The organism is Ruegeria sp. CDSA079 (assembly GCF_059612245.1).
Map to the genome: position 1 here is coordinate 240851 of NZ_JBXWQF010000005.1, position 25351 is coordinate 266201.

Sequence of the window (25351 nt, forward strand, 5' to 3'; positions counted from 1 at the left end):
ACAGGGTGGCGTTACTTTCGAACAATCTCCAACACTGCAGCGCTGACGATCAGCGTGGCGCCCAGAAACTCGCGCAGACCAAAGGGTTCTCCGGACAGCACGGCGGCAGAGGCGATGCCGACGACCACTTCGCTCATAAGCAACAGGCCAACCCGTGACGGGGAAAGCTTCGTCGCAGGCCAGATCGTCATGTAGACCATGGGCAGGATGTAGAAAACCGACAGAAGGGCCAGCAGCAGAATGCGGATCGTCTCATTTGGTGCGATGGAGGGTAGGGCCTGCTCAGGTAGTACAAGGAGGCTGAGCAAGGACAGAATCAGCGCGCCGAAAACAAAGGCAAAGACCTGTCCTGAAATCGAGATACGGCTGGCACGGTACAGGCCCAGCGTGCCCAAGGCCCAGCACACGCCCGAAGCCAGTGCCAGCCAGTCGCCTATGTTCTGAGGCCAGGGCACAAAACCCGAACCACCCAGAACAACGAACAGCCCTCCCAACCCGCAGAAAAGACCTGCCAAGCGCATAAGGCTGAGACGCTCGCCCAGAAACATAACGCCCAACAGCGTTCCCCAAATCGGGGTGAGGTAGAATAGCAGGATCGACCGAACAACCTCGGTATAAACAAGGCTGATGGAATATAAGCTGAACGCGGCCCCCGTGAACATGCCGCTGAGCATCAGGCTACGCCATTCCCGAACAAGTGTGTGTCGGTCGGTCCCTATCAAGGGGGCCAGAGCCATCAGGGCCGCACAGTACATGGCAATCCCAGGCCAGGGGCCGGTCAATCCTTGATCGAGAAAGAACCGAACCGGGATCCAATAGAGTCCCCATAGCGCGCCGCCCATGACCAGAACCAGGCTGGCGCGGGTGCTGTTGTTCGGCTGTGTCTGATGCAGTTCCATTCAGCCCCTAGTGTCGCAGCGGTGTGGCCGTTCCACCGCAACCGGATAGAGCAGGGGGTCCAAAGGAACAATCCTTTGGTGATCGGTTGCACGTCGTTTGCCATTAAATCGTGCAATATGCGTTGTTTCCGTGCGAGGTTTTCGTTCTGTAACCGAACTGAGGGGTTGCGCACCGCGCCAGACGTGGCACTTTGGGCGCCAGCCCATTGGTCAAGTCCTTATGAAACCATCTTCAACCCTACGTATCGCCAGCTACAACATTCAAAAATGCCTCGGGCTGGATCTTCGGCGTCAACCGCAGCGCATACTGCAGGTCATCGAACACATGCAGGCCGACGTCGTTGTGTTGCAAGAGGCAGACAAACGCCTGCCGCCCCGCCCGGCAGCCCTGCCGCATTTCATGCTGGACGAAGCCGGTTGGCAGATCGTCGATCTGGGCGGGGCCGGAAGCCTTGGGTGGCACGGTAATGCGGTCATCTGGCGCGGGGATGGTATTTCAGTCCGGCAGACAGGCCATCATGAGTTGCCGGGGTTGGAGCCTCGCGGGGCGGTCCGGGTCGAGTTCGATACCCAAATCGGGCCGCTGCGGGTGATGGGGATGCATCTGGGGCTGTTGCCTGCATCCCGACGGCAGCAGATTTCGCATATCCGGCGCTGTGATGATGATCTGCACGAGATGCCAACCGTCTGGGCCGGAGATTTCAACGAATGGTCGCGGCAGCCGGTTCTGGACCATCTGGCCCCCGAGATGCGCTTTCTACCGCCCCGGCCCAGCTTTCCCGCAGCTCAACCGCTTGGCGCGCTTGACCGGATCGCGCTGGGCGCGGGGGTAAAGGCCACCGCGCATGGGGTTCACAACGCGCGCCCGGCGCATATCGCATCGGATCACCTGCCTGTATGGGCCGATCTGACACGTGCCGCGTAAGATCAGCGGAAAAGCAGAAATCGCTGTAGCGCAAACTGCGCAGACATACTAAGACAGATACCCGAGCAAGTCTGAGGGGCATCATGTCGGATACGATTATTGGGCGTTGTGAGGCCAAAGGCCTGCGCATGACCGGTCAAAGAAGGATCATCGCGCAGGTGCTAGAGCAAAGCGACGACCATCCGGATGTCGAAGAACTCTATTCACGTGCCTCTGCTGTCGACAAAGGCATCTCGATCGCGACGGTCTACCGGACAGTCAAGCTGTTCGAAGAAGCCGGGATTCTGGAACGTCTGGAATTTGGCGATGGCCGTGCACGGTATGAGGATGCCGAGCGTGATCACCATGACCACCTGATCGATATGCAATCGGGTGAGGTTATCGAATTCGTCGACCCCGAGATCGAAGCCCTTCAGGAAAAAATCGCGGCAAAGCTGGGGTATAAGCTGAAAGGCCATCGGCTGGAGCTGTATGGCGTACCGCTGGAACAGGACTGATCCATCACAAAACGCGATTGTTCCCCTCACGTTAATTCATAAGCAGTGACGGGAATTACCTTGCCAGATGACGTTGGTTGAGGTTGTTGTGCGAACAGGCACCCGAAGTGCCTTTTTCCTGTGGACGCGCAAATGAACAACATAAACGGCATTCTGCTGCTCATCGGGTCGATGGCGGCCTTTGCACTTGAGGACATGTTCATCAAGGTTCTGTCGATTTCTGTACCGACAGGACAGATCATGGTGTTCCTCGGACTGGTGTGTGCGCTTGTCTTTGCATGCCTGTCGGTGGTCACGCGCAAACGCATCTTTGATCCGGTGGCGTGGAGCCTGCTGCCGATGGTGCGGGCGACAACCGAAGGGATCGGGGCGGTGACCTTTGTTACGGCGCTCTCCCTGATCGACCTGTCCACGGTCGCCGCTGTGTTTCAGGCCATGCCGCTTGCTGTAACCATGGGGGCGGCCCTGTTTTTGGGCGAACAAGTTGGCTGGCGGCGCTGGAGCGCTATTGGCGTTGGTTTTATCGGCGTTTTGATGATTATCCGCCCCGGTTTGGACGGGTTTCAGCCAGAGTCCCTGTTTGTGGTTTTGACCGTTATTGCGATTGCCGCGCGCGATCTGATCACGCGCAAGCTGGATGTGCGGGTGGCCTCGACGGTTGTGGCAATGCAAGCTTACCTCGCAGTGGCGTTGGCCGGGGGGCTGTTGATGGCAGTTTCCGGCACGTCTTTTGTACCGCTTCAGGACGGGCAATCCCTGCCGTATCTGGGGGCCATAGGGTTTGGTGTGATTGGATATTACGGCATTGTCACCGCGATGCGGGTCGGCGAAGCCTCGGCCCTGATGCCGTTCCGGTATACACGTCTGGTGTTTTCGATCCTCGCTGGGATGCTGATGTTTGGTGAGCGGCCAGATGCGCTGACAATGGCAGGTGCAACCCTTATCATCGGGTCCGGTCTTTACACCTTTGTCCGCGAAAGGCGCCTGGCCCGCGAACTGTCCCTGGCCTGACCCTGTTGGCGCAAACAGTAAACTGTTAGCCCTAAATGTCCGGAAATATGTGTGTTAGCGATAACGGAGCCGGTTTACTTTTGGGTGGTTGCTGCTATGACGCGTGCAACCGACTGCAGCCATAGGAACGGGCCTCATGAGCACCATTATCGACATCCACGCACGCGAAATTCTGGACAGCCGGGGCAACCCGACGGTCGAAGTCGACGTGATTCTGGAAGACGGCACCATGGGCCGCGCGGCGGTTCCGTCGGGCGCATCCACAGGCGCGCATGAGGCCGTTGAAAAGCGTGACGGCGACAAGGCGCGTTACATGGGCAAGGGCGTTCTGGAAGCCGTTGCAGCCGTGAACGGCGAGATCGCCGAAGAACTGGTTGGCTTTGACGCGACCGAGCAGGTGGCCATCGATCAGGCGATGATCGAGCTGGACGGAACCGAGAACAAGGGCCGTCTGGGTGCAAATGCCATTCTGGGTGTTTCGCTGGCGACGGCCAAGGCGGCGGCGGATTTCACCACGCAGCCGCTGTATCGCTATGTCGGCGGCACCTCGGCCCGCGTTCTGCCGGTTCCGATGATGAACATCATCAACGGGGGCGAGCATGCCGACAATCCGATCGACATTCAGGAATTCATGATCATGCCGACCTCGGCCGCGAATATCCGCGAGGCCGTGCGCATGGGGTCCGAAGTGTTCCATACACTCAAGAAGGAACTGTCGGCAGCCGGTTTGGCCACTGGTGTAGGGGATGAGGGTGGTTTCGCCCCCAACATCGCCAGCACGCGTGAAGCGCTGGATTTCATCCTGAAGTCCATCGAAAAGGCAGGGTACAAACCGGGTGAGGAAATCCACCTGGCTCTGGATTGCGCGGCGACCGAATATTTCAAAGACGGTAAGTACGTTTTGGCGGGTGAGGGCACGACCCTGACCTCGGAAGAAAACGCCGCCTATCTGGCAGCGCTGGTCAAGGACTATCCGATTATCTCGATCGAGGACGGCATGTCTGAAGATGACTGGGACGGTTGGAAAGCCTTGACCGACGCCATCGGGGACAAGGTGCAGCTGGTGGGGGACGACCTGTTTGTCACCAACCCCGCGCGTCTGGCCGAAGGGATCGAACGCGGCTGTGCCAACTCGATGCTGGTCAAGGTAAACCAGATTGGTTCGCTGACGGAAACCCTGCGAGCCGTCGACATGGCGCACCGCTCGCGTTACACCAACGTAATGTCCCACCGCTCGGGCGAAACCGAAGATGCCACCATCGCCGATCTGGCTGTGGCGACGAATTGTGGCCAGATCAAAACCGGATCGCTGGCGCGGTCGGACCGCTTGGCCAAATACAACCAGCTGATCCGTATCGAGGAATCGCTGGGCGAGGTCGCGGAATATGCGGGCGCGTCGATCCTTCGCAAATAAAGCATCTGGTGCTAGGCTGACACTCGGACACAATCTGGGGGTCACATCTTGCTAAACATCATCGAACCAGAAACGCCGGACCAGCTGAACGCGGTTCGGCGTTTGTGTTGGGATTACAGGGATTTCCTGCTGACCCTGGATGAGCAATCTGTTCAGATCGTTCAGACCTTTTATCCAAGGGAAAAATACGCCCGTTTGATGGACGCCATCGAGGTGGATCACGCGCCACCAAGCGGTGGGATCAAGTTGGCTGTTGTGGGTGACGAACCGATTGGTTGCGGCATGTTTCACACAATCGCGCCGGGCGTGGCCGAGATAAAGCGGGTGTTTGTGACGGATGCAGCAAGAGGCACTGGCGCGGGCCGTGCAATTATGCTGTCGCTGATCGAAACCTGCAGGGATCTTGGCTTTGACCATATCCGAATGGATACCGGAAAACCGCTGGAAGCTGCGACTCGGTTATACCTGTCTTTGGGGTTTCAACTGCGCGGTGCATACTCTGAGATTCCAGAAATCGCACGGGACCACCTGCTTTTTTTTGAGATGTCTCTTACGAAAGTCAATAAAACAAAAAATATTAATAATTGAATTTAATCAATGATTTATTGTCCCTAATCACTTTGACTGGATCACAAAAAACGTACTTTAAGTAAATTATGTGTGAACTTGTTACTAACAGGGCTCACACTGAATGCCGTAGTCTCATTTCATCGCAGAAAGGGGACTACGATGTCTGTATCAAAATTCCTTCTGATAATCACCGCAGCGTCCATTACAGTTCTGTCCGCATGTGCGGGCCCGGGCACCTATCCACTTACAGGGGAGGAAGTATCGACGAATGATCCGGTTCAGGACATGAACCCGGCCAATATTTTCCGGGGCGAGTCGCGTTAAAGCACCTTGCTCATCAGCATGTACTTGTCTCGGGGCCTGAACCCGGTACGCAGGTACAATTTCTGAGCGGCCTCATTGGTGCGGTCGACTTCCAGGTGAAGTGCCGTCAATCCAGCTCCAGCCAGAGCCTTGGGTAGATCCAGCAAAACCTCGGTCGCGATGCCGCGGCCGCGAACGGCGGGACGGATATAGATTTCGTCCACGAAGCCGTCCATGCCGCCAAATTCGACCGACCAGCCGAAGGTCAGGATGATATAGCCCAACGGCGCTCGTCCCGGTCCGATCAGATAGACGCAGCCGTGAGGGATGCCTTCCAGCAAAGGGACCAGCGCGTTTCTGGTCTTATCTGCGTCCTGTTCTATCCGCGCTTCGACATGAAACGCAGTGACCAGTGCCATCAGGCGGTCAAGATCTTCGGGGCGCGCAAGGCGCAGAGCGGCGCTCATAGTCGGGCCAGCCTTTCTGTCAGTAGGGCAAAGAAACCGTCCGCGTCGAGATCGCCGATAAACAGCGCGTTAGGTGCGCGGTTGGTGACGCCCCACCAATCGGCTACGGTCATGCCCATGGTCAATTCCGACAGGGTCTCAACCTCGACATTCACGTGACGGCCCGAGAACAACTCAGGCCGGATCAGGTAAGCGGTCACGCAGGGGTCATGCAGGGGGGCACCAGCGCTGCCGTATTTTTCCTTGTCGAAGCGTTCAAAGAAGTCGGTCATTTCCGCCGCTGCGATGCCGACCCTGTTTCCCAACGCACGGAACGCATCGTTGCGGGGTTTGGTAACAAGCGCCTTGTGTGTGACATCCAGCGGCATGACCACGATGGGCCTGCCGGATCTGAAAACGATATCAGCAGCTTCGGGGTCGACGTGGATGTTGAATTCGGCTGTGGGGGTGATGTTGCCCACTTCGAAATAAGCACCACCCATCAATACGATTTCCTGCACCCGATCGACGATGTCAGGGGCCTTGCGGAACGCCATGGCGATATTGGTCAGCGGCCCCAACGGGCAAAGGGTCACGGTGCCCGGAGCCTCGGCGCGCAGGGTTTGAATGATAAAGTCCACCGCGTGCCCGTCAGTCAGTGACATCTGCGGGTCGGGCAGGTCCGGTCCATCCAGCCCGGTCTTTCCATGCACATGTTCCGCTGTGACCAGACTGCGGATCAGCGGGCGGTCGCAGCCCGCAAAGACCGGAATATCGGTCCGGCCTGCCAGTTCGCAGACGATGCGCGCGTTCTTGGCGGTCAGTGACAGCGGTACATTCCCGGCGACAGCCGTGATGCCCAGAACCTCGATCTCATCCGGGCTGGCCAGTGCCAACAGGATGGCGACGGCGTCGTCCTGTCCGGGATCGGTGTCAATAATGATTTTGCGGGGCATGGTCTTCTCCGGGCGGCGTAAGGGTCGGACACTCGCAAGTGTCGCGCCACTTGTCTAGCCGATTTACAGATCGGCCGCGGCATCCACCGGCGGGAGTTTGCCGTTGGCGCGATGCTCCTCGGTTTTAACCTCATCCCAGAGCGCATCCATCTCAACAAGATCGCTTTGTGCAGGGGTTTTGCCCCGATCGGCCAGCCGGGCCTCGACCAGTTCAAAGCGGCGGGTGAACTTGGCATTGGTGCGGCGCAGGGCGGCTTCGGGCTCGATGCCCAGATGGCGACCCAGGTTGACCATCACAAACAGCAGATCACCGAATTCGTCCTCAAGCGCGTCGGCGTCCATCTTGTCCCGCGCTTCCTCCAGTTCAGCCGCTTCTTCGGTGATCTTGGCCAGCACATGGCTGGCATCGGGCCAGTCAAAGCCCACGCGGGCGGCTCGTTTTTGAAGTTTGTGCGCGCGCAGCAGGGCAGGAAGGTTCGCCGCGACACCGTCCAGCGCGCCTTTCTGTTCCTTGCCTGCGCGCTCGGCGGCCTTGATCGCTTCCCAGTCTCTGGTCTGCTGATCGGCTGATTTATCGCGGGATTCGTCGCCAAATACGTGGGGATGACGGCTGACCATCTTGTCCGACATGGTACGGACCACGTCCTGAAAGGTGAAATGCCCTGCTTCTTCTGCCATTTGCGCGTGAAAGACGGATTGGAACAGCAGGTCGCCCAGTTCCCCCTTCAACTCATCATAGGCCTTGCGTTCGATCGCATCGGCGACCTCATACGCCTCTTCGATGGTGTAGGGGGCTATGGTGGCGAAATCCTGTTCGACATCCCAAGGGCAGCCGGTTTGCGGGTCGCGCAGGCGGCGCATGATTTCCAGCAGGCGCTCGATCCCGGCGTCGCTGTCATGGATCAGAGGATTTTCGGCCATTGCGAACCCTTTCGTTCCGGTGTCAGATGCATCCATTCCGCAGTCAGGATCAGGAGTCCACCCCAGATGCCCGTCGTCAACCGAATTGCCGATTTTTCAGCCGATATGGCCAAGTGGCGCCAGCACTTGCACACGATCCCTGAACTGGAGTTCGAGTGCTATGAGACAGCCGCATTCGTTGCCGAGCGTCTGCTCGAATTCGGGGTGGATGAGCTGCATGAAGGCATCGCCAAGACCGGAATGATTGCGATCATCAACGGGCAGGGGGATGGGCCGACCATCGGCCTGCGTGCCGACATGGATGCCTTGCCGATATCGGAAGAAACGGGTGTCGAATATGCCTCGACAAATCCGGGCAAGATGCACGCGTGCGGTCATGACGGTCACACCACGATGCTGCTGGGTGCGGCGCGCTATCTGGCCGAAACGCGAAACTTCGCGGGTCGCGTGGCGCTGATCTTTCAGCCTGCCGAGGAAGAAGGTGGCGGCGCGGGCGTGATGGTTGAAGAGGGGATCATGGACCGGTTCGATATTTCTCAGGTCTATGGAATACACAACGATCCGGGAAATCCGGAAGGCGCCTTCTATACCACGCCGGGCCCGATCATGGCGGCGGTGGATTCGTTCGAGATTCATATACAGGGTGTCGGGGGGCACGGGGCGATGCCCCATCAGACCAAGGATCCCGTTATGGCAGCCTGCGGCATTGCACAGGCGATCCAGACAATTGTCAGCCGAAACCACTATGCCGTGGATGATCTGGTCGTCTCGGTCACACAGATCCACGCGGGAACGGTTAACAACGTGATCCCGGACACTGCTTATTTGAACGGCACTGTGCGCACCTTTGACCCATCTGTTCAGAAGATGGTGATGGAACGGATGGCGCAGATCGTTCAGGGGCAGGCGACGTCATACGGGGTAGAGGCGCGGCTGGATTATCAGGTAGGTTATCCGGCCACGATCAATGATGTTGAAAAAACCGCTTTTGCCGCCGATGTCGCGCGCGAAGTGTCCGGACCCGACCGCGTGGTCGACACTATGGGGCGCGACATGGGGGCCGAGGATTTTTCATACATGCTGCAGGCGCGACCAGGGGCGTATCTGTTCCTGGGGCAGGGCGAAGGCGCAGGGCTGCATCATCCGAAATACAACTTCAACGACGATATCGCGCCGGTGGGGGCCTCGTTCTTCGCGCGGATCGTGGAAAAGGCGCAGCCGTTGGGCTGATGGGGTAAAGAAATGGCATTGGAAGACGCAAAAAACCAAGTGGATGAGGCGTTCACCAACCCGGACCTGAAGGGGTTGTCTTATGAGAACACTTTTGGCGGGGCGACCTCGTTCCTGCGGCGGCTATACACCAAAGACCTAAGTGGCGTGGATATTGCGGTGACGGGTGTGCCCTTTGATCAGGCCGTCACCAACCGTCCCGGCACCCGGCTAGGCCCGCGTGCGATCCGCGAAGCCAGCGCGCTGCAATCGCCTGACGCGCCCTATGGATGGCCTTATGATCCGCTGAGCGAACTGGCGATCGTGGATTACGGCGATATGGCCTATGACTATGCCAATATCCCGGCCTTTCCCGATACGTTGACCGATCATATCCGTACTATTCTGGCGGCCGATGTGGCCTCGGTCACTCTGGGCGGCGACCACTATATCAGCTTCCCGATCCTGAAGGCCTATGCGGAAAAATACGGTCCCATGTCACTGCTGCAATTTGATGCGCATACAGACACTTGGGCCGATGATGACATGTCCCGTGTCGATCACGGGACGATGTTCTACAAGGCGGTGAAATCGGGGATTGTGGACCCGAAACGCTCTGTCCAGGTCGGCATTCGCACCCACAATGAGGACACGCTGGGCGTCAACATCATCGACGCGCGCGAGGTCTGTGAATCCGGCCCCGCCGCAGTTGCAAAGAAGATCAAGAGTATTCTGGGCGACAACCCCGTTTACCTGAGCTTTGACATCGACGGGCTGGACCCGGCCTTTGCGCCCGGCACAGGCACGCCGGTCTGGGGCGGGCTGAGTTCGATTCAGGCGCAGATTATCCTGCGCGACATTGCCGGGATCAATATCAAAGGCGGAGACGTGGTCGAGGTCTCTCCGCCCTTCGACACCTCGGGCGCGACGGCGATTGCCGGGGCCCATGTCGCGACACAGATCATCTGTTTGCTGGGATGGGATAAGCTGGCAAAGACAAAAAAGTAAATCGGTTGGGGCACACGTTAACTTCTGGTTAGCCACACCTCCGGTATGTGCTGGAAGAGGTAATTTAAATGGATGGGGCGGCACGCGCATGACTGAATTCAATCAACCGATCAGCGGCAATGATCTGGCGCGATTTTCGGGGCCGAACACATTTATGCGCCTCCCGCAGGCCGCGTCGTTGGCGGGGCTGGACGTGGCGGTACTTGGGATTCCGATGGATATCGGCACCTCATGGCGGTCGGGCACACGGTTTGGCCCGAAACAGATCCGCAGTGAAAGCGCGATGATCCGACCTTATAACATGGCCACGTCAGCAGCCCCGTTCGATAGTTTGCAGATCGCCGATATTGGGGATCTTGCGATCAACACCTTCTCGCTGACCGACAGTCTGAGGATCATCAAGGAAAGCTACGATGCGATTCTGGCAAAGAATGTGATTCCGGTGGCAATGGGGGGTGATCATTCGATCACCTTGCCGATCCTGCGGGCCATTGCGGCAAAGCACGGGCCGGTGGCCCTGGTGCATGTGGATGCCCATGCGGATGTGAATGACGAGATGTTTGGTGAAAGGGAAACCCACGGCACCGTCTTTCGCCGTGCATACGAAGAGGGGCTGATCGTTCCCGACAAGACCTTTCAGATCGGCATTCGCGGCTCGGGTTATGCGGCCTCGGATTTTACCGAGGCCAAGGATTGGGGATTCCGCCAGTTCCCGGTCTGGGAATTGTGGCAGCAGAACCTGACCCAGATCGGGTCGCAGATCCGCAAGACGATCGGCGAGCATCCAGTCTATATCACTTACGATATCGACAGCCTGGATCCGGCATTTGCACCGGGCACCGGCACGCCAGAGATTGCCGGGCTAACGACACCACAAGCGCTGCAACTGATCCAAGCGTTGCAGGGTGTGAATGTGGTGGGCTGTGACCTGGTCGAGGTCTCGCCGCCCTATGATCCTTCGGGCAACACGGCGCTGACGGCGGCGAACCTGATCTATGAGATGCTGTGCATCCTGCCGGGGGTGACGTCGCGGTAATCCGGTTCGGAGCAACTTGTCCCGGCGTTTGATCCGCATAGTGTTTCTCCAAGAGGATAATGCGGGATGAAAAAGATGGTTCTTTGGGCAGTGTTCACGCTTGTGATCGGGCTGGGCGCATATATCCGGCTCGCCCCATCGGACCCCGCCCAATGGAACGTTGCGCCCGTCACACCGGTGGATCAGGACCTGCCGGGGGGCGTGGTGCGGGTTGTCGAAACCGGTCCGGACGGATTGCACAGGCTTGACCAGATCATCCGTGCCACGCCGCGCACTTCGATTCTGGCTGGGTCCGTGGACGCGGGCATGATCACCTATATCACTCGCACAAAGTGGATCGGCTTTCCCGACTACACCACGGTTCAACAGGACGGAAACACCCTGCGTATCAACAGTCGTTTGCGGTTCGGTCGCAAGGATTTCGGGGTCAACAAGGCGCGGGTAGATGAGTGGTTGGAGCAGATGTGACCGGTCCTCTGAGGTTTAAGACGCCTCGTCCTGAACGGCGTCACCGACAGGTTTACTCTGCAACCCCGATGACAGGCACCCTTCCTGAACTTCGCGCCACATGGGCACGTTCAGGGACATCTGACATTGCGCGGTGAACATGCGGCCATCGACCTGCAGGCAAATCATTTCGCCCAGTTCGATGCGCGACCCGGATGTGTCGGTGCAATAGCAATCGCGGGTCTTGCCGTCTGGGCCGATGTAATCGGCGAAAACCGGCGTGGATGTCAGTAGCATAACAAGCAAAATCCGTTTCATGACGGCAAGCTTAGCATGACGTTGCCCTTGACCAAAGCCCCCGGATGATAGACACCGCCGGGATGATCCCCGAAGAACGTCTTGAACAGATCACCCAGCGTTTTCAATACCTCGAAGCAGCCATGGCCGATGGCGCGTCGGGGGGCGATATTGCGACGCTGGCCAAGGAATATTCCGACCTCAAACCGGTGGTTGATCAGATCATGGCCTGGCGTCAGCTAGTCGCTGATCTGGCCGAGGCCGAGGCGATGCTGGCTGACCCGGACATGAAAGAGCTGGCCGAGGAAGAAATCCCTCAGCTGCAGGCCGGCATTCCTGTGGCGGAACACGCGCTGCAACTAGCCTTGTTGCCAAAAGACGCGGCAGATGCGCGCCCGGCGATGCTGGAAATCCGCCCCGGAACCGGAGGGGATGAGGCCGCTTTGTTCGCAGGCGATCTGCTACGCATGTATCAGCGCTATGCCGAGGCGCGGGGTTGGAAGATTGAAATCATCGAGGAACAGGCATCGGATCTGGGCGGGATCAAAGAGGTCGTGGCCCATATCAAAGGCGATAATGTCTTCGCCCGGATGAAATACGAATCCGGCGTGCATCGGGTTCAGCGCGTACCGGAGACCGAAAGCGGTGGGCGGATTCATACTTCGGCTGCGACAGTGGCGGTTCTGCCCGAGGCCGAGGATGTGGACATCCAGATCGACGCAAATGACATTCGCATCGACACCATGCGCAGCTCGGGTGCGGGTGGGCAGCACGTGAACACCACCGACTCGGCGGTGCGGATTACGCACCTTCCCACTGGGTTGGTGGTCACGAGTTCCGAGAAATCCCAGCATCGCAACCGCGAGATCGCTATGCAGGTGCTGAAGACGCGGCTCTATGATCTGGAGCGGCAACGGATCGACAGCGAACGCTCGGCGGACCGGGCCAGTCAGGTGGGCTCGGGCGACCGCTCGGAACGTATTCGCACTTACAATTTCCCGCAGGGGCGCATGACCGATCACCGGATCAACCTGACACTTTATAAGCTGGATCAGGTGATGCAGGGCGATCTGGACGAGGTTATCGACGCGCTGACCGCTGACGATCAGGCGCGACTATTGGCCGAGATGGCGCAATGACGGGTCTGCAAACAGCGGCACAGGCCATGGTAGCGGCAACGGCACGTCTGCGGGCGGCTGGCGTGGACGATCCGGCACGGGATGCGCGCGTGCTTCTGGCCCATGCGGCGCGCATAGAGGCCAGTCGGGTGACGCTGATCGCGCCAGAAGAGTTGCAGCCCGAGATTGCCGAGCGCTATGACCAGTTGATCTCTCTACGCGCTATTCGGGTGCCAGTGTCACATTTGCTGGGCGAACGCGAGTTCTATGGGCGCAGATTTCGGGTAAGCCGAGATGTGCTGGACCCACGCCCCGAAACCGAAACCCTAATCGAAGCAGCCCTGAGTGCTCCGTTTGATCACGTTCTGGACCTTGGCGTGGGTTCGGGTTGCATCCTGATCACGCTGTTGGCCGAACGCGCCAGCGCCTCGGGCCTTGGGGTCGACCTGAGCGAGGCGGCTTGCTTGCAAGCCAGTGCCAATGCGGTGGAGCATAAGGTACAGGGGCGGGTTGAAATTGTACGCTCGGATTGGTTCGAGAACATTGAGGGTCAATTCGATCTTATTGTTTCCAATCCACCCTATATCTCAGTGGATGAGATCGCAGAGCTGTCACCAGAGGTGAAAGAGCACGAACCGCGTATGGCTCTGACCGATGAAGGGGACGGGTTGGGGGCATATCGGCGGATCGCCGCGTCGGCCCCGGACTTTCTGTTGCCGGGTGGGCGGATTTTTGTGGAAATAGGCCCTACGCAGGCAAAAATGGTTGGCGCTTTGTTCGACGCGGCGGGGCTTGTAGATGTCTGTGTGATCCCCGATCTGGACGGGCGCGACCGCGTGGTTGGCGCAAAAATGCCGGGTTGATCGGCAGGATTGCGACCAAAAAGCGCTGCCCGGACTAAAAAAGCTGGTGAAAACCCGAGATTCCTCTTGTCTGCGCGCTCAGGACATGTTTACTCAGGATTAGTCGGCGAGGTTGACGCTGTTGCAGCGCACCCCTGACGCCAAGCCCAAAATAGTCGAGATCCCGTCACGGCAAACGCCTCAGAGCAGTGCAAGACACGGGTGGTTCGACAGCGAATTGATAAGGCTGACGTAAAGAAAGATGAGATCTTCCAAATCCCGCTCGCGGGCCAAGAATAACCGCAATCGTCCTTCCGGCGGCAACGTCGTAAACCGTGTTTTTGACAGCTCGGGCCCCGAGGGCAAGGTGCGTGGCACGCCGCAGCAGATCATTGACAAATACAACCAGCTGGCCCGTGACGCGCAACTGTCCAATGACCGTGTGGCCGCCGAAAACTTTCAGCAGCACGCCGAGCATTATCTGCGTATGCTGAGTGAAGCGCAGCGCGAAATGGACGCCCGCCGGGAAGAGCAGGAGCGGCAGAACCGCGAACGCCAGGCAGAACGTGATCGCGAACGCGCTGAACGTCAGGAACGCGAAGCCGTCCGTCAGGCCGATCCGGCCGAGGTGCCGCAGCCGGATGTGATGGATTTCGCACCCCCCGAGGCTGCGCCGGAAAGCGGCTTGGTTGAAACACCAGAAAGCAAAGGGGTCGAGACCCCGGCGCCTGAGAAAAAAGAAAAACCTGCGCGCAAACCACGGGCGCGTAAGCCCAAACCTGCGCCTGCTGCGGAAGAGGCGCCCAAAACCGATGGGGACGCGCCGGAAGCGGCTGAATAATCTAAGAAGCAGTTCGAACAAAAGCCCCGGTAGATCCGGGGCTTTTGTGTTTTCAGGTCTTTTGAACTTCGCGTGCCAATGCGCAGAATGCCTCAAGCGGGACCTGCTCGGCGCGTTCCGTGGGCTGGATACCGGCTGCCAGCAGGCGGTCTTCGATATCCGGGGCGACGCTTTTCAATGAGGCACGCAGCATCTTGCGGCGTTGATTGAAAGCGGCAGCGACGACCCGTGACAATGTGGCTGCGTCAGCAGGATATCGGGGTTCGGGCAGGGCGGTCAGGTGAACCACGGCGCTTGAAACCTTGGGCGGTGGGGTGAAAGCTCCGGGCGGCAATGACATGGCGATGCGCGCCTCGGCCCGCCATTGGGCAAGGATGGCGAGACGGCCGAAAGCTTTGCTGCCGGGTTGGGCGACGATGCGTTCGGCCACTTCGCGTTGGAACATCAGCGTCAGGCTTTGCCAGAAGGGCGGCCATTCCGGTGGGGTCAGCCAACGGACCAGCAGTTCGGTGCCCACGTTATAGGGCAGGTTGGCCGCGATGCGGACCGGCGGTGTCAGGTGGTCAAGTGGATTGATTTCCAGCGCGTCGCCGTTGATGACCTCAAGCCGTCCGGGATAGGCGGCGGCGATGTCGTTCAGGGCAGCGATGCAGCGTGTGTCCTTTTCCACCGCCACGACTTTGCGCGCGCCTTCGGACAACAGTCCCCGGGTCAGGCCGCCGGGGCCAGGACCGATTTCAAGCACATCACATTCGGTGAGATCCCCGGCCTGACGGGCGATCTTGGCGGTCAGGTTGAGGTCCAGCAGGAAATTCTGACCCAGTGACTTGCGCGCCGAGAGCTGATGGGTTGCGATAACCTCGCGCAGAGGGGGGAGTTTGTCGATTGCGCTCATGATCCGATTACCGTGACGCAGGCTGCAGGGGCAGCGCCAGAGATTTTTTGCCTCCGGCGGGGATATTTTCAGCCAGGTGAAGGATCAAGAGCTTTGTGCCATGCGTTGGGCGAGTTTCAAGGCCTCGATCAGGCTGGTGGGTGCGGCGATGCCTTTCCCCGCGATATCCAGTGCGGTGCCATGATCCGGCGAGGTGCGAATGAAGGGCAAGCCGAAGGTCACGTTCACACCCCGGTCGAAGTCCAGCGTTTTGATCGGAATCAGCGCTTGATCGTGATACATCGCGATGGCCGCATCATAGCGGGCGCGTGCGGCGGCATGGAACAGAGTGTCCGCTGGGTGAGGGCCCGTAAGGGTTGCACCATCCGAGTTCAATTCTGCGATAAGCGAGGCAATCCAATCGCCTTCCTCGGCGCCCATTTTACCCCCTTCGCCCGCATGGGGGTTAAGACCCGCAATGGCGATGCGCGGGGTGTCGATGCCGAACTGGTCGCGCAGGCCGCGCGCGGTGATCTCGATCGTGTCACGCAGAAGGTCCGGGGTCAGGGCCGCCGGAACTTGCGACAAGGCAATATGAATTGTGGCAGGCACGACGCGCAACTGGTCGCTTGCCAGCATCATGACAACCCGGCGGGTGCCAGAGAGGGCGGCGAGAAACTCGGTATGGCCGGGATAGCCGAACCCAGCGCCATCCATCAGGGCCTTTTTGTGGATGGGAGCCGTGCACAGTGCAGCGGCATCACCGGATTTTACCAGCTCGACACCCGTTTCGATGGCATCGATCACCGAGGGCGCATTGGCAGGGTCGGGCTGACCGGGCACGTTGGGGGCCGGAAAATCCAGTTGCAGGACGGGCAGCGCCTTCTCACAGACGGTGACAGCCTGCGACGGGTGTTCAATCTGCGCGACAGGCGTGTCGGCAGGCAGGTGGCTGGCGTCACCGATATAGAAGAACGGGCAAGTGTCACGCAGTTCGGCCCAGGCTTTGGCGGCGATTTCCGGGCCGATCCCGGCCGGTTCACCACAGCTAAGCGCAATCGGGCGGGTCATTCCTGAATGATCACGGCATCAGCCCGCAGCTGTTCCACCAGGCTTTCGGCAAACGCCTGAAGGCGCTGCTGTGCCAAAGCATTGGCCACATCCGCGCGTGAGGTGTTTTCACCCAGATTGCGCGTGCGGTTGCACAACATCAGGAACATCAGCGTCTGGCCGTTGTTACGAGTCAGGTTTGTCGACACCTCGTTACGGTCCAGCTTGGCCAATTCGACCGCTACGTTGCGAGGGACTTCGGACGGGGCAGCGTCGATGCGTTCCAGTACCTCGGGGGGCTGATCCTTGGCGATACCATAAAGGTCATCGCAGGTGTCGATCTCTTCCTTGAGACGTGCGGCCTGTGACAAGGCATCAGAACTGCGCCCGCCGGAAATATAGTAGATCGCGTAGTCCAGTTTTGAGATTGGCGCCGCAGAGGTCGCAACCTCGCGCAATCCGCGCATCTGAAACAGGGCAACGGCGTTGGGAAGCGTGATGGGTTGGGTAATTTGGCTGGTCTTCAGGCCCAGAATGACCGGTTGAAGGGCCGGAGGCAGGTCGGTGATGTTCAGCCAATCCAGGCGCCCGCCTTGGTCGCGTGTGGCCGCAGCGGAATACTGTGCCGCAGCGGCTGAAAACGCATCCTGACCTTCCAAGTTCGAGATTTCCTGAGCCAGAAGTTCCGTCTGTGCAAGGGTTTGCTGGTTTACCGGAATGATGATCTCGGACAACAGCACCTGCAAACCACCACCGCCGGACTGTCCCAGGGCGCGGTCAATCTCGTCTTCGGTCGGGCGCGCCTGCGACAGGTAGCGAGAGCTGATGTAATCGCGCCAGGCCAGCTGATCCGCCACATAATCGCGAACGGTTTCCTGATCGACACCAGCGTCGCCCAAGAGCGACAGGAATTGCTCCGAAGACAACTGCCCACGCGCCGCAAACTCGTCGATGCCCAACTGAACGGCTTCGGAGGTTGCCTCGACCCCGGCTTCGCGCATCACCTGCTGGCGCAGTTTTGCGTCGATCAAGGCGTCCCGGACATCTGCTTCGCTGCCACCGGGCAGGCCCAGAACATTCAGGAATTGCAGACGCTGTTCCAGCTCGTACCAGGTGACAATGTCCTGATTGACGCGGATCGCCGGGGAAAACAGGCTTTGTGCCCCGGCCTGCGAACCGGCAACAGCAAATACTGCGGCGGCCAGTACCGGCGCGACCGGTTTTAGCCAACCGGAACGAAGAAACCTGGAGAAACCTGATATCAACTGCATGTTCTCTTGTATGTCTTGCCACCGCCTTCGACGGAGTATCCTGTCAGAGACAGGGTAAAGCCGAATTCTGTCGAAGGCTCAATAGTGGATGTTGAAGTAAAGCGTCGACTTACGGACATGTTAACCTGAACACATTCGTTCCGGTACGTCACGCCCAGCCCCAGACGGATGGGTTCTGACTGGCCCAGATCATAGCGGGCTTCGGCATTTGTCAGCCAGTTCCGGTCCACCTGATACCGGCCCAGAAGCCAGATTTCCGAGATCTCGTCGACGATGTTTTCCGCCGGGTCCGGTTCCTGCCAGACATAGCTTCCCGAGAGCCCGGCGACCTCGTTCGCCCAGGCGCCGCGAAGTTCCGCTTTGACAAAGCTGAAATCGCTGTCGATCAGGCCACGCCCGCCCAGCGACCAACCGTTGTCGGTTCTGATCTGCCCAGCCACCAGCAGATCCGACGTGGTACCTTGAAGCCCTGAGGTCAGCGTAAAGTTCGGATCGGCGTCGGCCCTGAACACCTGACCCACGGTGGCAAGAGCCTGCCAACCGCCCGCGCCATAACGGGCCCAGTTCAGCCCGATCACCCCGGTCGTCCCGTTTTCGCGCTGGTCTTCGGCCGGAAAACGGGACAGGGCCAGCAGGTTGCCCTGATCGAATTCCTGAAAGGTGCTTTCGTCATTTGGTACGTTGGTGTCGGACACATGCGTCCATCCGATCTGGGCGATCGGTTCCAGGAACTGAACCGCCCCAGATTGTTCGCGTCGGGTCATGGGATAGCGCAGTGTCAGTGCGGCCCTCGGGGTCGATCGGGTGATCTGCGAGGGGAAATTGCTGTCGTGCCGCACGTTGAACGTATCGACCGACGCCCCCAGTGTTGCATCCGCCCGCAAGCCCGAGGCAAAGGTCCAGCTGCGCAACCATTCAGCGTCGAACGTGGCGCGGGCAATATCTCGGCCTATGACATCGGCGTCGCTGGTCCGTTCATGGGCGTGGCTGACAAAGGCCAGTCGAACTTCGCCGCCCACCGTATTGGGAAAGAACCTTTTTTCGTAGTTCAGGTCAAATACGCGCGACGGGATTTCATTCTGGTTTTCGCTGTCGCGCAGCGTCTTGTAGTGGATCAGGCTTGTCTTGAAGGCTGTATCACGTTTGATCCTCTCCAACGCGACTTCGCTGCGCAGACGGTCCAGATCCGGCAGACCATAGTCTACCAGATAGGCATCGTCCGAGGTGGTCTGAAGGTTGAACGTCAGTCGGAAGTCATTCTTGAGGTTGAACCAACCGTTGGCGAAAACGTAGCCACGATCCTGATCTGGCTGAACGTCATCGCGCGTATACGCGCCTTCTACCTGAATGCGACCGTTCACAAAGGCTTGACGATATCTATACCCCAACGTCGTCGTCTTGGACGAAAGGTAAGGCGTCAGCGTCAGGTCCTTGTGGTCCCCAAGCTTGAAGAAATACGGAACCTGCACCCCGGTCCCCAACTGCGAGGTGCTTCGGATCGAGGGCACCAGAAAGCCGGTCGCGCGGTCCAGGGTCGGATCGGGCAGGCGCAGATAAGGAAAGTAGAAAACCGGATAGTCCCGTACGCGAAGCTGCGCGCCTTCGAAGTACAGCTGTCGCTCCAGTTTGTCATGGATGACGCGGCGGGCCCGAATCTGCCAAAGCGGCGGTTTACCATTGGCACAGACATGGCACGACGTGGCCGAAACTTTGCTGAACTGCGTATAACGGCCCGCTGCCCGCTTTGCCTGAACCGAGGCGATCTGTACCTGCTGTTCAAAGACCATCCGCGCGCCGATCAGCAAACCGTTCTGAATACCGCTGTCAAGCTGTCCTGAATCCGCCAGCAGGGTGGTCTGACCGCCCTGGTCGATACGGATCGGGCCATCCAGCGTCAGCTCACCGGTTTCACGATCATAGATGATGCGTTGCGCAGAAAGCTTGATATCACCTTGAAAAGCCTCGACATTGCCTTCGGCCACCAGTTTGCGTTCTGGTGTGATGAATACCTTGTCGGCTACCAGCAGGGCGGGTTCTTTTTGCTCTTGCGCGCCTTGCTGCTGGGCCGGCGTAGACTGGGCCACAAGGATCGCTGGGACAGACAAGGCCAGCGCGCTGCTCAGCAAAAGGGGAACGATACGCCGCATCAGCCGTCCTCCGCATGAAGCAGCAGGCCGAGAGCGAGCAAAATGGCGGCAAAGGGCGGTGCCCAGGCAGCGATATAGGTGGGCAATTGTCCGTTTTCCCCAAGGATTTGCGCAAAGTTGCGGACGAAATATATGGAAAAGCCAAGCAGAACTGCCGTCAGAACAGCTATCCCGGTGCCACCGAAGCGGACGTGGCGCATGGTGAAGGCGGCCCCGATCAGCACCATCGAGACCAGAAAGAAAGGCCGGGCCAGCTGTACCTGAAGCCAGACCTCATATTGTTTGGTTGAAAAACCTGCCTCGCGCAGGTCCGCGATCAGTTGGGGCAGGTCATAGACTGAAACGGAATCCTGCTGCCCCAGCGTGTCCAGAATGCGCTGACGAGTCAGCGAAGTGGGCAGTTCCAGGCGTTCATGTTCGACCGCAGAGGCTTCGGGATTCTGCCCGTCCTGCATAGGCCAGATTTTGGCGTTGGACAGGATCCACCTGCCATCCTCCAGCTCGGCCCGGTCAGCGATGATTTGCTGGGTTGGCTTGCCGTCGCGGGCAAAGGTAATGACGGTCACATCGTCCAGTCCCAGCGTGTCGCCATTTGAAGTACCGCGCGCGTGGATCACGGCCTGGCCGTTTTCTGCAGACTGGCGCAGCCACAGCCCCTCGCTGCTGATCGACAAGGCTGAACTGCCGTTGTTCTTGTAGGAATCGGACAACCGCTGGAACTCTTCCGAAGTGGCGGCGGAGATTGGGTTCAGCAGGGCGACGGCCAGCGTACCTATTGCCAGCGCCAGCAGCACAGGCGCGACCAGTGCGCGGATGCCCGAGCGGCCAATGGCGCGGGTCACCACCAGTTCCGAAGTACGCGCAAGCCCGACAAACAGCGCAATGGTGGACAGGATGACCAACAGCGGAAGCATTTCGCTGATCGCGGCGGGTGTGTTCAGAAGCGTCAGGTGTAGCAATTGCCCAAACGACAGGTCGTAATCATCAAACCGGCGAATCTGTTCGATCAGATCGATGAGAATCATCAGGGTCAGAAAGATGCCGCCAATGACCAGAAAACTCTGCATGAACCGGCGGGCGAAATAGCGGTCGAGGATCACGGGCACGCCCCCGCTGGGCTTGCAGTACGGGCGATCAGGCCGATAGCGCGTACGCAGAATGTCATGCGCAACGGCGTATGCCTGCCCTTTCGTGCCACGTCTTTCTCCCCCGAGCCTGCCGGTTATTTTTGCGGGACCTTAATGCAATTGATGGGCGGGGAAAACTGCTATCTGGTCAAGTCGTGCAGCGCGGGCTAGGTCTTGGGGAACAGAATTTGAGGAGTTTGCAATGAGCAGTCTGGTACCGATCCGCTTTCAGGAGTTTGACTTGGATGCGATGGCACAGGCCGAAGGGCAGGTGGCCATCATAATTCCATCTGATGGTAAGATGAACCCTGCGGCCCGTCGGGCCAACCGCCTGACGAAAGGTGCGGTAGCACGGCTTGTCGAAAGTGAGTCTTTTGAGAAAGTAAAAACGGGTGACGTGATCTCGCTGGCATGGCCTTCCGGGATGGCGGCCGAGACGTTGTACATTCTGGTGCTGCCGCGCCGCCCCGAGGCGGACGAGGCGCGCAAGGCAGGGGCGGCGCTGGCCAAGCGTGCGGGCGGCAAGGATGTGCTTGTGATGGCCGGTAATCAGGCGCGCACCGAAGAGCTGGCTTTGGGCATCGCGTTGCGCAGTTATGACTTTGACGTGCACAAAAGCAAGGAAAGCGAAGGCACCGGAACCGTCATGATCAGCCATTTGAAACCTGACGAGGCTGAGGCGGAATTTGCGCCGCTTTATGCTATCGCGGATGGTGTGCGGATGACCCGCGATCTGACCAACGAGCCCGCAAATGTCTTGACCACCACAGACTTCGCCGATCGTCTGGTCGAGATGCAGGAGTTGGGTCTTGAGGTTGAAGTTCTGGACGAGGACAAACTGGCCGAGTTGGGGATGCGTACATTGCTGTGTGTCGGGCAGGGCTCGGACAGCCCGTCCAAGGTGGTCGTCATGCACTGGAAAGGCGGAGAGAACGGCGATGCGCCGCTGGCTCTGGTCGGAAAAGGTGTGGTTTTTGACACCGGGGGCATCTCGCTGAAACCTGCGGGCGGCATGGAAGAGATGACCATGGATATGGGCGGCGCAGGTGTTGTCGCCGGTACCATGCGCGCGCTGGCCAAGCGCAAGGCCAAGGCCAATGTCGTAGGTCTGGTTGGGTTGGTCGAGAACATGCCATCAGGAAATGCCACGCGCCCCGGCGATGTGGTCAAGTCGATGAAGGGCGACACGGTCGAGATCATCAACACCGATGCCGAGGGTCGTTTGGTTCTGTGTGACGTGATGTGGTACGCGCAGGAACGGTTCAAGCCCGTGGGCATGATCGATCTGGCGACCCTGACCGGTGCAATCATCATCGGGCTGGGGCATGAGAACGCGGGCGTGTTTTCGAACAACGATACGTTCTGTGATGCTTTCCTGAAATCGGCCAAGGCCGAGGATGAAGGCGCGTGGCGGATGCCGTTGGGCGATGCTTATGACAAGATGCTGAAATCGCGCATCGCAGATATGAAGAACGTGGGTGGTCGGCCTGCGGGTTCGATTACCGCCGCGCAATTCCTGCAGCGTTTTGTCAAAGAAGAAACGCCCTGGATTCACCTGGACATCGCGGGTGTGGCCTCGGTGTCGTCCGAGACATCTTATGCGCCCAAAGGCGCCACCGGCTGGGGCGTGCGCGCGCTGAGCCGGTTTGTGCAGGACAATTTCGAGTAAGCAGATGGGTGCTGTCTATTTCTACCACCTGACCCGCCAACCGCTGGAGCACACCTTGCCGGTGCTGCTGGACAAGGCACGGCAGGCCGGGTGGAAGATCGCCGTGCGGGGCACTGACCCTGCGCGGTTGGACTGGCTGGATGAGAAACTGTGGCTGGGGTCCGAAGACGGGTTCCTGCCGCATGGTCGCGACGGTGGCCCCCATGACGCTGACCAGCCCATACTGCTGACCACTGGCTCTGACGCTGCCAATGGCGCGACTTGTGTGATGATCGTGGACGGCGCGCTGGTTGAGGCGGAGGAAGTCGCCACGCTGGAGCGGGTGTGCATTCTGTTCGATGGCAATGACGACATGGCCGTTCAGCACGCGCGCGGGCAGTGGAAAGCGCTGACCGCTGCGGGATGTGCGGCACAATACTGGTCGGAAGAATCCGGGCGGTGGGAAAAGAAGGCCGAAGCCTGACGGGCAACGCCATTTTCAGGAGAGTTGATGATGCAGATGAAGCCCTTGGGCCGTACCGGAATTATGGTGAGCGACCTGTGCCTTGGGACGATGACCTTCGGCACTCAGACATCCCAGGCGGATGCGCACAGACAGATGGACATGGCTTTGGAAGCCGGGATCAACTTTGTGGATGCAGCCGAGATGTATCCGGTGAACCCGGTCTCGAAAGAAACGATCGGGCGCACCGAAGAAATTTTGGGCAACTGGAACGCGGCCAATGCAGCGCGGCGGGGGGACTACATTCTGGCGACCAAGCATTCCGGCGAGGGGTTGTCTTATGTGCGTGATGGCGCGCCGATCACGGGCAAGACGGTCCCCAAAGCGATTGAAGGGTCGCTGAAGCGGTTGCAGACCGAGTGCATCGATCTCTATCAGTTCCATTGGCCGAACCGCGGCAGTTACATGTTCCGTCAGAACTGGGACTTTGCTCCGTCCGGGCACAATACAGACGACGTTCTGGAGAATATGGAGGACTGTCTGGAGGCGCTGCAGGCACAGGTCGACAAAGGCAACATTCGAGCGTTTGGTTTGTCCAACGAAAGCGCCTGGGGCACGGCGCAATGGGTGCGTTTGGCCGAAAAGACGGGCGCCCCACGCGTGGCGTCGGTTCAAAACGAGTATTCGCTGCTCTGCCGTCTGTTTGACACGGACATGGCCGAACTGTGTGTGCATGAAGATGTCGGCCTTATGGCGTTCTCGCCTTTGGGCACAGGGCTGCTGACAGGCAAGTATCAGCGTGGGGCGGTGCCCGACGGCTCGCGCATGTCGCTTTCACCTGAATTGGGTGGGCGCAAGTCTGATCGGGTGTTTGATGCGGTCGCAGCCTATCTGGAAGTGGCCGCGCGACATGGGTTGGATCCGACGCATATGGCTTTGGCTTGGTGTCGCACGCGGCCATTCATGATGTCGTCCATTTTTGGTGCGACCACGGTTGAGCAACTTGAACACGTTTTGGCCGGCGCGGACTTGACGTTGTCAAAGGAAGTGCTGGCTGAGCTGGATGCAGCCCACAAGGCGCATCCGATGCCGTACTGAGGGAAGGGGGCGCTGCCAAGCCGTTGATCGCACTTTTTTCTCGGCAACACCTCGCCTTGTCAGTTTTGGTCAAAAACTTTGGCGCTCTCGTACATTACTCAGCATTAAGGCAAAAAATGCGCTATCAAGCGGTTGCTATTCAGGACATTTAAACGGCCCTGACCGCCCCTTGCCCTCATTTGCTTTTGCTGCGTTTGCAAACCTTTTCAACAGAGCACTTCCGCTATGCGCTCGGTGCAAACGTTCGTGCAAATATCGTGAACGACAGCGATGCGGGCATACTGACTTACACGCGCAAAGGGTCAGGCCTTCATTGTCCAACTCAATACCAGATCTCATTTAATGACCCGCTTAGCAAATAAATGCCTCCTGGCAACGCCACTCACCGCGCCGCCAGGAGGTAACCAGACATATCTGGCAGATGCGAGAGCAACAGAGGTAATTCAAACTTGCCACGCATTCGAATACTTGAATCAAAATTACAACAATTCAAGGTTTTTTGCGCGCGAAAAAATATAAATTATCGCGTGCTGGATGTGTAAAAAGTATTTGAGCTTACATCCTGTCTTTTAAGACAGGGTCGCGTCGATCAAGTAGTCGGTTACGAATTTGGACAATAGTGGCGTCACTCAGTGTCAATACCAGCCTGGTTGCCCCCGTGCCTAACCGCACTTCCCAGATAGTCTGGGCAGTCCCATGACCAGACTATGGCCCGCGTTGTCCATCATCCCAGAAAAAGGCAGCGCGGGCACTTATTTCGTCACCTTATATTGCCCCGTTTTTAACAAGCAACTGCTTCGGGATCTTGCCGGTCATCTGACGCAAATTGCCAGGAATTTAGCATTGACTGGCCGTTTTTGTTGAACCCGCGGCGAAGGTCCGCTTTAGACACTGCGAGCACCCCGATTAGCTGAGGCAACAACTACTAACACA

At 58.7% G+C, this 25351-nt stretch carries 25 protein-coding genes; 15 read left to right on the top strand and 10 right to left on the bottom strand.

Features of this window, described 5'->3' with window-relative positions:
* Positions 1–11: 11 nt before the first annotated feature.
* Positions 12–899, bottom strand: coding sequence for a DMT family transporter (locus AC2FJZ_RS07650; protein WP_496776819.1), 888 nt, complete (start codon positions 897–899; stop codon positions 12–14).
* 220 nt (positions 900–1119) lie between these two features.
* Between AC2FJZ_RS07650 and AC2FJZ_RS07655 the strand changes: the two genes are divergently transcribed.
* From AC2FJZ_RS07655 to AC2FJZ_RS07675, 5 genes are all read left to right on the top strand, one after another.
* Positions 1120–1824 (top strand): endonuclease/exonuclease/phosphatase family protein, encoded by a 705-nt coding sequence (locus AC2FJZ_RS07655; RefSeq protein WP_050602223.1) that lies wholly within the window; start codon positions 1120–1122, stop codon positions 1822–1824.
* Positions 1825–1907: 83 nt separating this feature from the next.
* Positions 1908–2321 carry a Fur family transcriptional regulator gene (locus tag AC2FJZ_RS07660; RefSeq protein WP_496668929.1) on the top strand — a complete coding sequence of 138 codons (414 nt, stop codon included), beginning with the start codon at positions 1908–1910 and terminating at the stop codon, positions 2319–2321.
* Between the two features lie 132 nt (positions 2322–2453).
* Positions 2454–3332: a DMT family transporter gene (locus tag AC2FJZ_RS07665; protein ID WP_496776821.1), complete on the top strand. Its 879-nt coding sequence runs from the start codon at positions 2454–2456 to the stop codon at positions 3330–3332.
* Positions 3333–3468: 136 nt separating this feature from the next.
* Positions 3469–4746 carry a phosphopyruvate hydratase gene (eno, locus tag AC2FJZ_RS07670; RefSeq protein WP_496776822.1) on the top strand — a complete coding sequence of 426 codons (1278 nt, stop codon included), beginning with the start codon at positions 3469–3471 and terminating at the stop codon, positions 4744–4746.
* Between the two features lie 48 nt (positions 4747–4794).
* Positions 4795–5334, top strand: coding sequence for a GNAT family N-acetyltransferase (locus tag AC2FJZ_RS07675; RefSeq protein WP_496776824.1), 540 nt, complete (start codon positions 4795–4797; stop codon positions 5332–5334).
* Positions 5335–5636: 302 nt separating this feature from the next.
* On the opposite strand, the gene AC2FJZ_RS07680 is transcribed toward AC2FJZ_RS07675, so the two are convergent.
* The 3 genes from AC2FJZ_RS07680 to mazG form a co-directional block, all read right to left on the bottom strand.
* Positions 5637–6086, bottom strand: coding sequence for a GNAT family N-acetyltransferase (locus tag AC2FJZ_RS07680; RefSeq protein ID WP_496776825.1), 450 nt, complete (start codon positions 6084–6086; stop codon positions 5637–5639).
* A complete protein-coding gene (locus AC2FJZ_RS07685; protein WP_496776827.1) occupies positions 6083–7021 on the bottom strand; it encodes a nucleoside hydrolase in 939 nt (312 codons plus the stop codon). Before AC2FJZ_RS07685 ends, AC2FJZ_RS07680 begins: the two co-directional genes overlap by 4 nt.
* Positions 7022–7084: 63 nt before the next feature.
* A complete protein-coding gene (gene mazG, locus AC2FJZ_RS07690; protein WP_496776829.1) occupies positions 7085–7942 on the bottom strand; it encodes a nucleoside triphosphate pyrophosphohydrolase in 858 nt (285 codons plus the stop codon).
* Between the two features lie 66 nt (positions 7943–8008).
* Here mazG and AC2FJZ_RS07695 point away from each other — a divergent pair, with 66 nt between their 5' ends.
* The 4 genes from AC2FJZ_RS07695 to AC2FJZ_RS07710 all read left to right on the top strand — a co-directional run bounded on the left by AC2FJZ_RS07695 (position 8009) and on the right by AC2FJZ_RS07710 (position 11663).
* A complete protein-coding gene (locus AC2FJZ_RS07695) occupies positions 8009–9172 on the top strand; it encodes a M20 aminoacylase family protein (protein WP_496776830.1) in 1164 nt (387 codons plus the stop codon).
* Positions 9173–9184: 12 nt separating this feature from the next.
* The gene (gene speB / locus AC2FJZ_RS07700) at positions 9185–10159 is read left to right on the top strand and encodes an agmatinase (RefSeq protein WP_496776832.1); all 975 of its coding nucleotides are present in this window, start codon (positions 9185–9187) and stop codon (positions 10157–10159) included.
* An 88-nt stretch (positions 10160–10247) separates the two neighbouring features.
* Positions 10248–11195 carry an agmatinase gene (gene speB, locus AC2FJZ_RS07705; RefSeq protein WP_496668912.1) on the top strand — a complete coding sequence of 316 codons (948 nt, stop codon included), beginning with the start codon at positions 10248–10250 and terminating at the stop codon, positions 11193–11195.
* Between the two features lie 66 nt (positions 11196–11261).
* Entirely contained in the window at positions 11262–11663 is a 402-nt protein-coding gene (locus AC2FJZ_RS07710; RefSeq protein ID WP_496776834.1) for a DUF1499 domain-containing protein, read from the top strand.
* Between the two features lie 15 nt (positions 11664–11678).
* Here the strand turns inward: AC2FJZ_RS07710 and AC2FJZ_RS07715 are convergent, their stop codons facing one another.
* On the bottom strand, positions 11679–11960 hold the full coding sequence (locus AC2FJZ_RS07715) for a hypothetical protein (protein ID WP_050602234.1): 282 nt from the start codon (positions 11958–11960) through the stop codon (positions 11679–11681).
* Positions 11961–12022: 62 nt separating this feature from the next.
* On the opposite strand from AC2FJZ_RS07715, the gene prfA reads away from it, so the two are divergent.
* The 3 genes from prfA (at position 12023) to AC2FJZ_RS07730 (ending at position 14740) form a co-directional block, all read left to right on the top strand.
* Complete coding sequence (gene prfA / locus AC2FJZ_RS07720; protein WP_496776860.1) at positions 12023–13078, top strand: peptide chain release factor 1; 1056 nt, start codon at positions 12023–12025, stop codon at positions 13076–13078.
* Positions 13075–13920 carry a peptide chain release factor N(5)-glutamine methyltransferase gene (prmC, locus tag AC2FJZ_RS07725; protein WP_496776836.1) on the top strand — a complete coding sequence of 282 codons (846 nt, stop codon included), beginning with the start codon at positions 13075–13077 and terminating at the stop codon, positions 13918–13920. The genes prfA and prmC overlap by 4 nt, the downstream gene beginning before the upstream one ends.
* A 241-nt stretch (positions 13921–14161) precedes the next feature.
* Complete coding sequence (locus AC2FJZ_RS07730; protein ID WP_496776838.1) at positions 14162–14740, top strand: DUF4167 domain-containing protein; 579 nt, start codon at positions 14162–14164, stop codon at positions 14738–14740.
* 52 nt (positions 14741–14792) lie between these two features.
* On the opposite strand, the gene rsmA is transcribed toward AC2FJZ_RS07730, so the two are convergent.
* The 5 genes from rsmA to lptG all read right to left on the bottom strand — a co-directional run bounded on the left by rsmA (position 14793) and on the right by lptG (position 21182).
* Complete coding sequence (gene rsmA / locus AC2FJZ_RS07735) at positions 14793–15635, bottom strand: 16S rRNA (adenine(1518)-N(6)/adenine(1519)-N(6))-dimethyltransferase RsmA (protein WP_496776840.1); 843 nt, start codon at positions 15633–15635, stop codon at positions 14793–14795.
* Between the two features lie 84 nt (positions 15636–15719).
* On the bottom strand, positions 15720–16685 hold the full coding sequence (pdxA, locus tag AC2FJZ_RS07740) for a 4-hydroxythreonine-4-phosphate dehydrogenase PdxA (protein WP_496776842.1): 966 nt from the start codon (positions 16683–16685) through the stop codon (positions 15720–15722).
* A complete protein-coding gene (locus tag AC2FJZ_RS07745; RefSeq protein WP_496776843.1) occupies positions 16682–17935 on the bottom strand; it encodes a peptidylprolyl isomerase in 1254 nt (417 codons plus the stop codon). The genes pdxA and AC2FJZ_RS07745 overlap by 4 nt, the downstream gene beginning before the upstream one ends.
* A complete protein-coding gene (locus tag AC2FJZ_RS07750) occupies positions 17926–20082 on the bottom strand; it encodes an LPS-assembly protein LptD (RefSeq protein ID WP_496776845.1) in 2157 nt (718 codons plus the stop codon). The genes AC2FJZ_RS07745 and AC2FJZ_RS07750 overlap by 10 nt, the downstream gene beginning before the upstream one ends.
* Positions 20082–21182: an LPS export ABC transporter permease LptG gene (gene lptG, locus AC2FJZ_RS07755; protein WP_050602561.1), complete on the bottom strand. Its 1101-nt coding sequence runs from the start codon at positions 21180–21182 to the stop codon at positions 20082–20084. The genes AC2FJZ_RS07750 and lptG overlap by 1 nt, the downstream gene beginning before the upstream one ends.
* Positions 21183–21411: 229 nt before the next feature.
* Between lptG and AC2FJZ_RS07760 the strand changes: the two genes are divergently transcribed.
* From AC2FJZ_RS07760 to AC2FJZ_RS07770, 3 genes are read left to right on the top strand one after another with little or no spacing between them, the layout of a single operon-like run.
* Positions 21412–22878: a leucyl aminopeptidase gene (locus AC2FJZ_RS07760; RefSeq protein WP_496776846.1), complete on the top strand. Its 1467-nt coding sequence runs from the start codon at positions 21412–21414 to the stop codon at positions 22876–22878.
* A gap of 4 nt (positions 22879–22882) precedes the next feature.
* The gene (locus tag AC2FJZ_RS07765) at positions 22883–23341 is read left to right on the top strand and encodes a DNA polymerase III subunit chi (RefSeq protein WP_496776848.1); all 459 of its coding nucleotides are present in this window, start codon (positions 22883–22885) and stop codon (positions 23339–23341) included.
* A 30-nt stretch (positions 23342–23371) separates the two neighbouring features.
* The gene (locus tag AC2FJZ_RS07770; protein WP_496776862.1) at positions 23372–24418 is read left to right on the top strand and encodes an aldo/keto reductase; all 1047 of its coding nucleotides are present in this window, start codon (positions 23372–23374) and stop codon (positions 24416–24418) included.
* Positions 24419–25351: the final 933 nt, after the last annotated feature.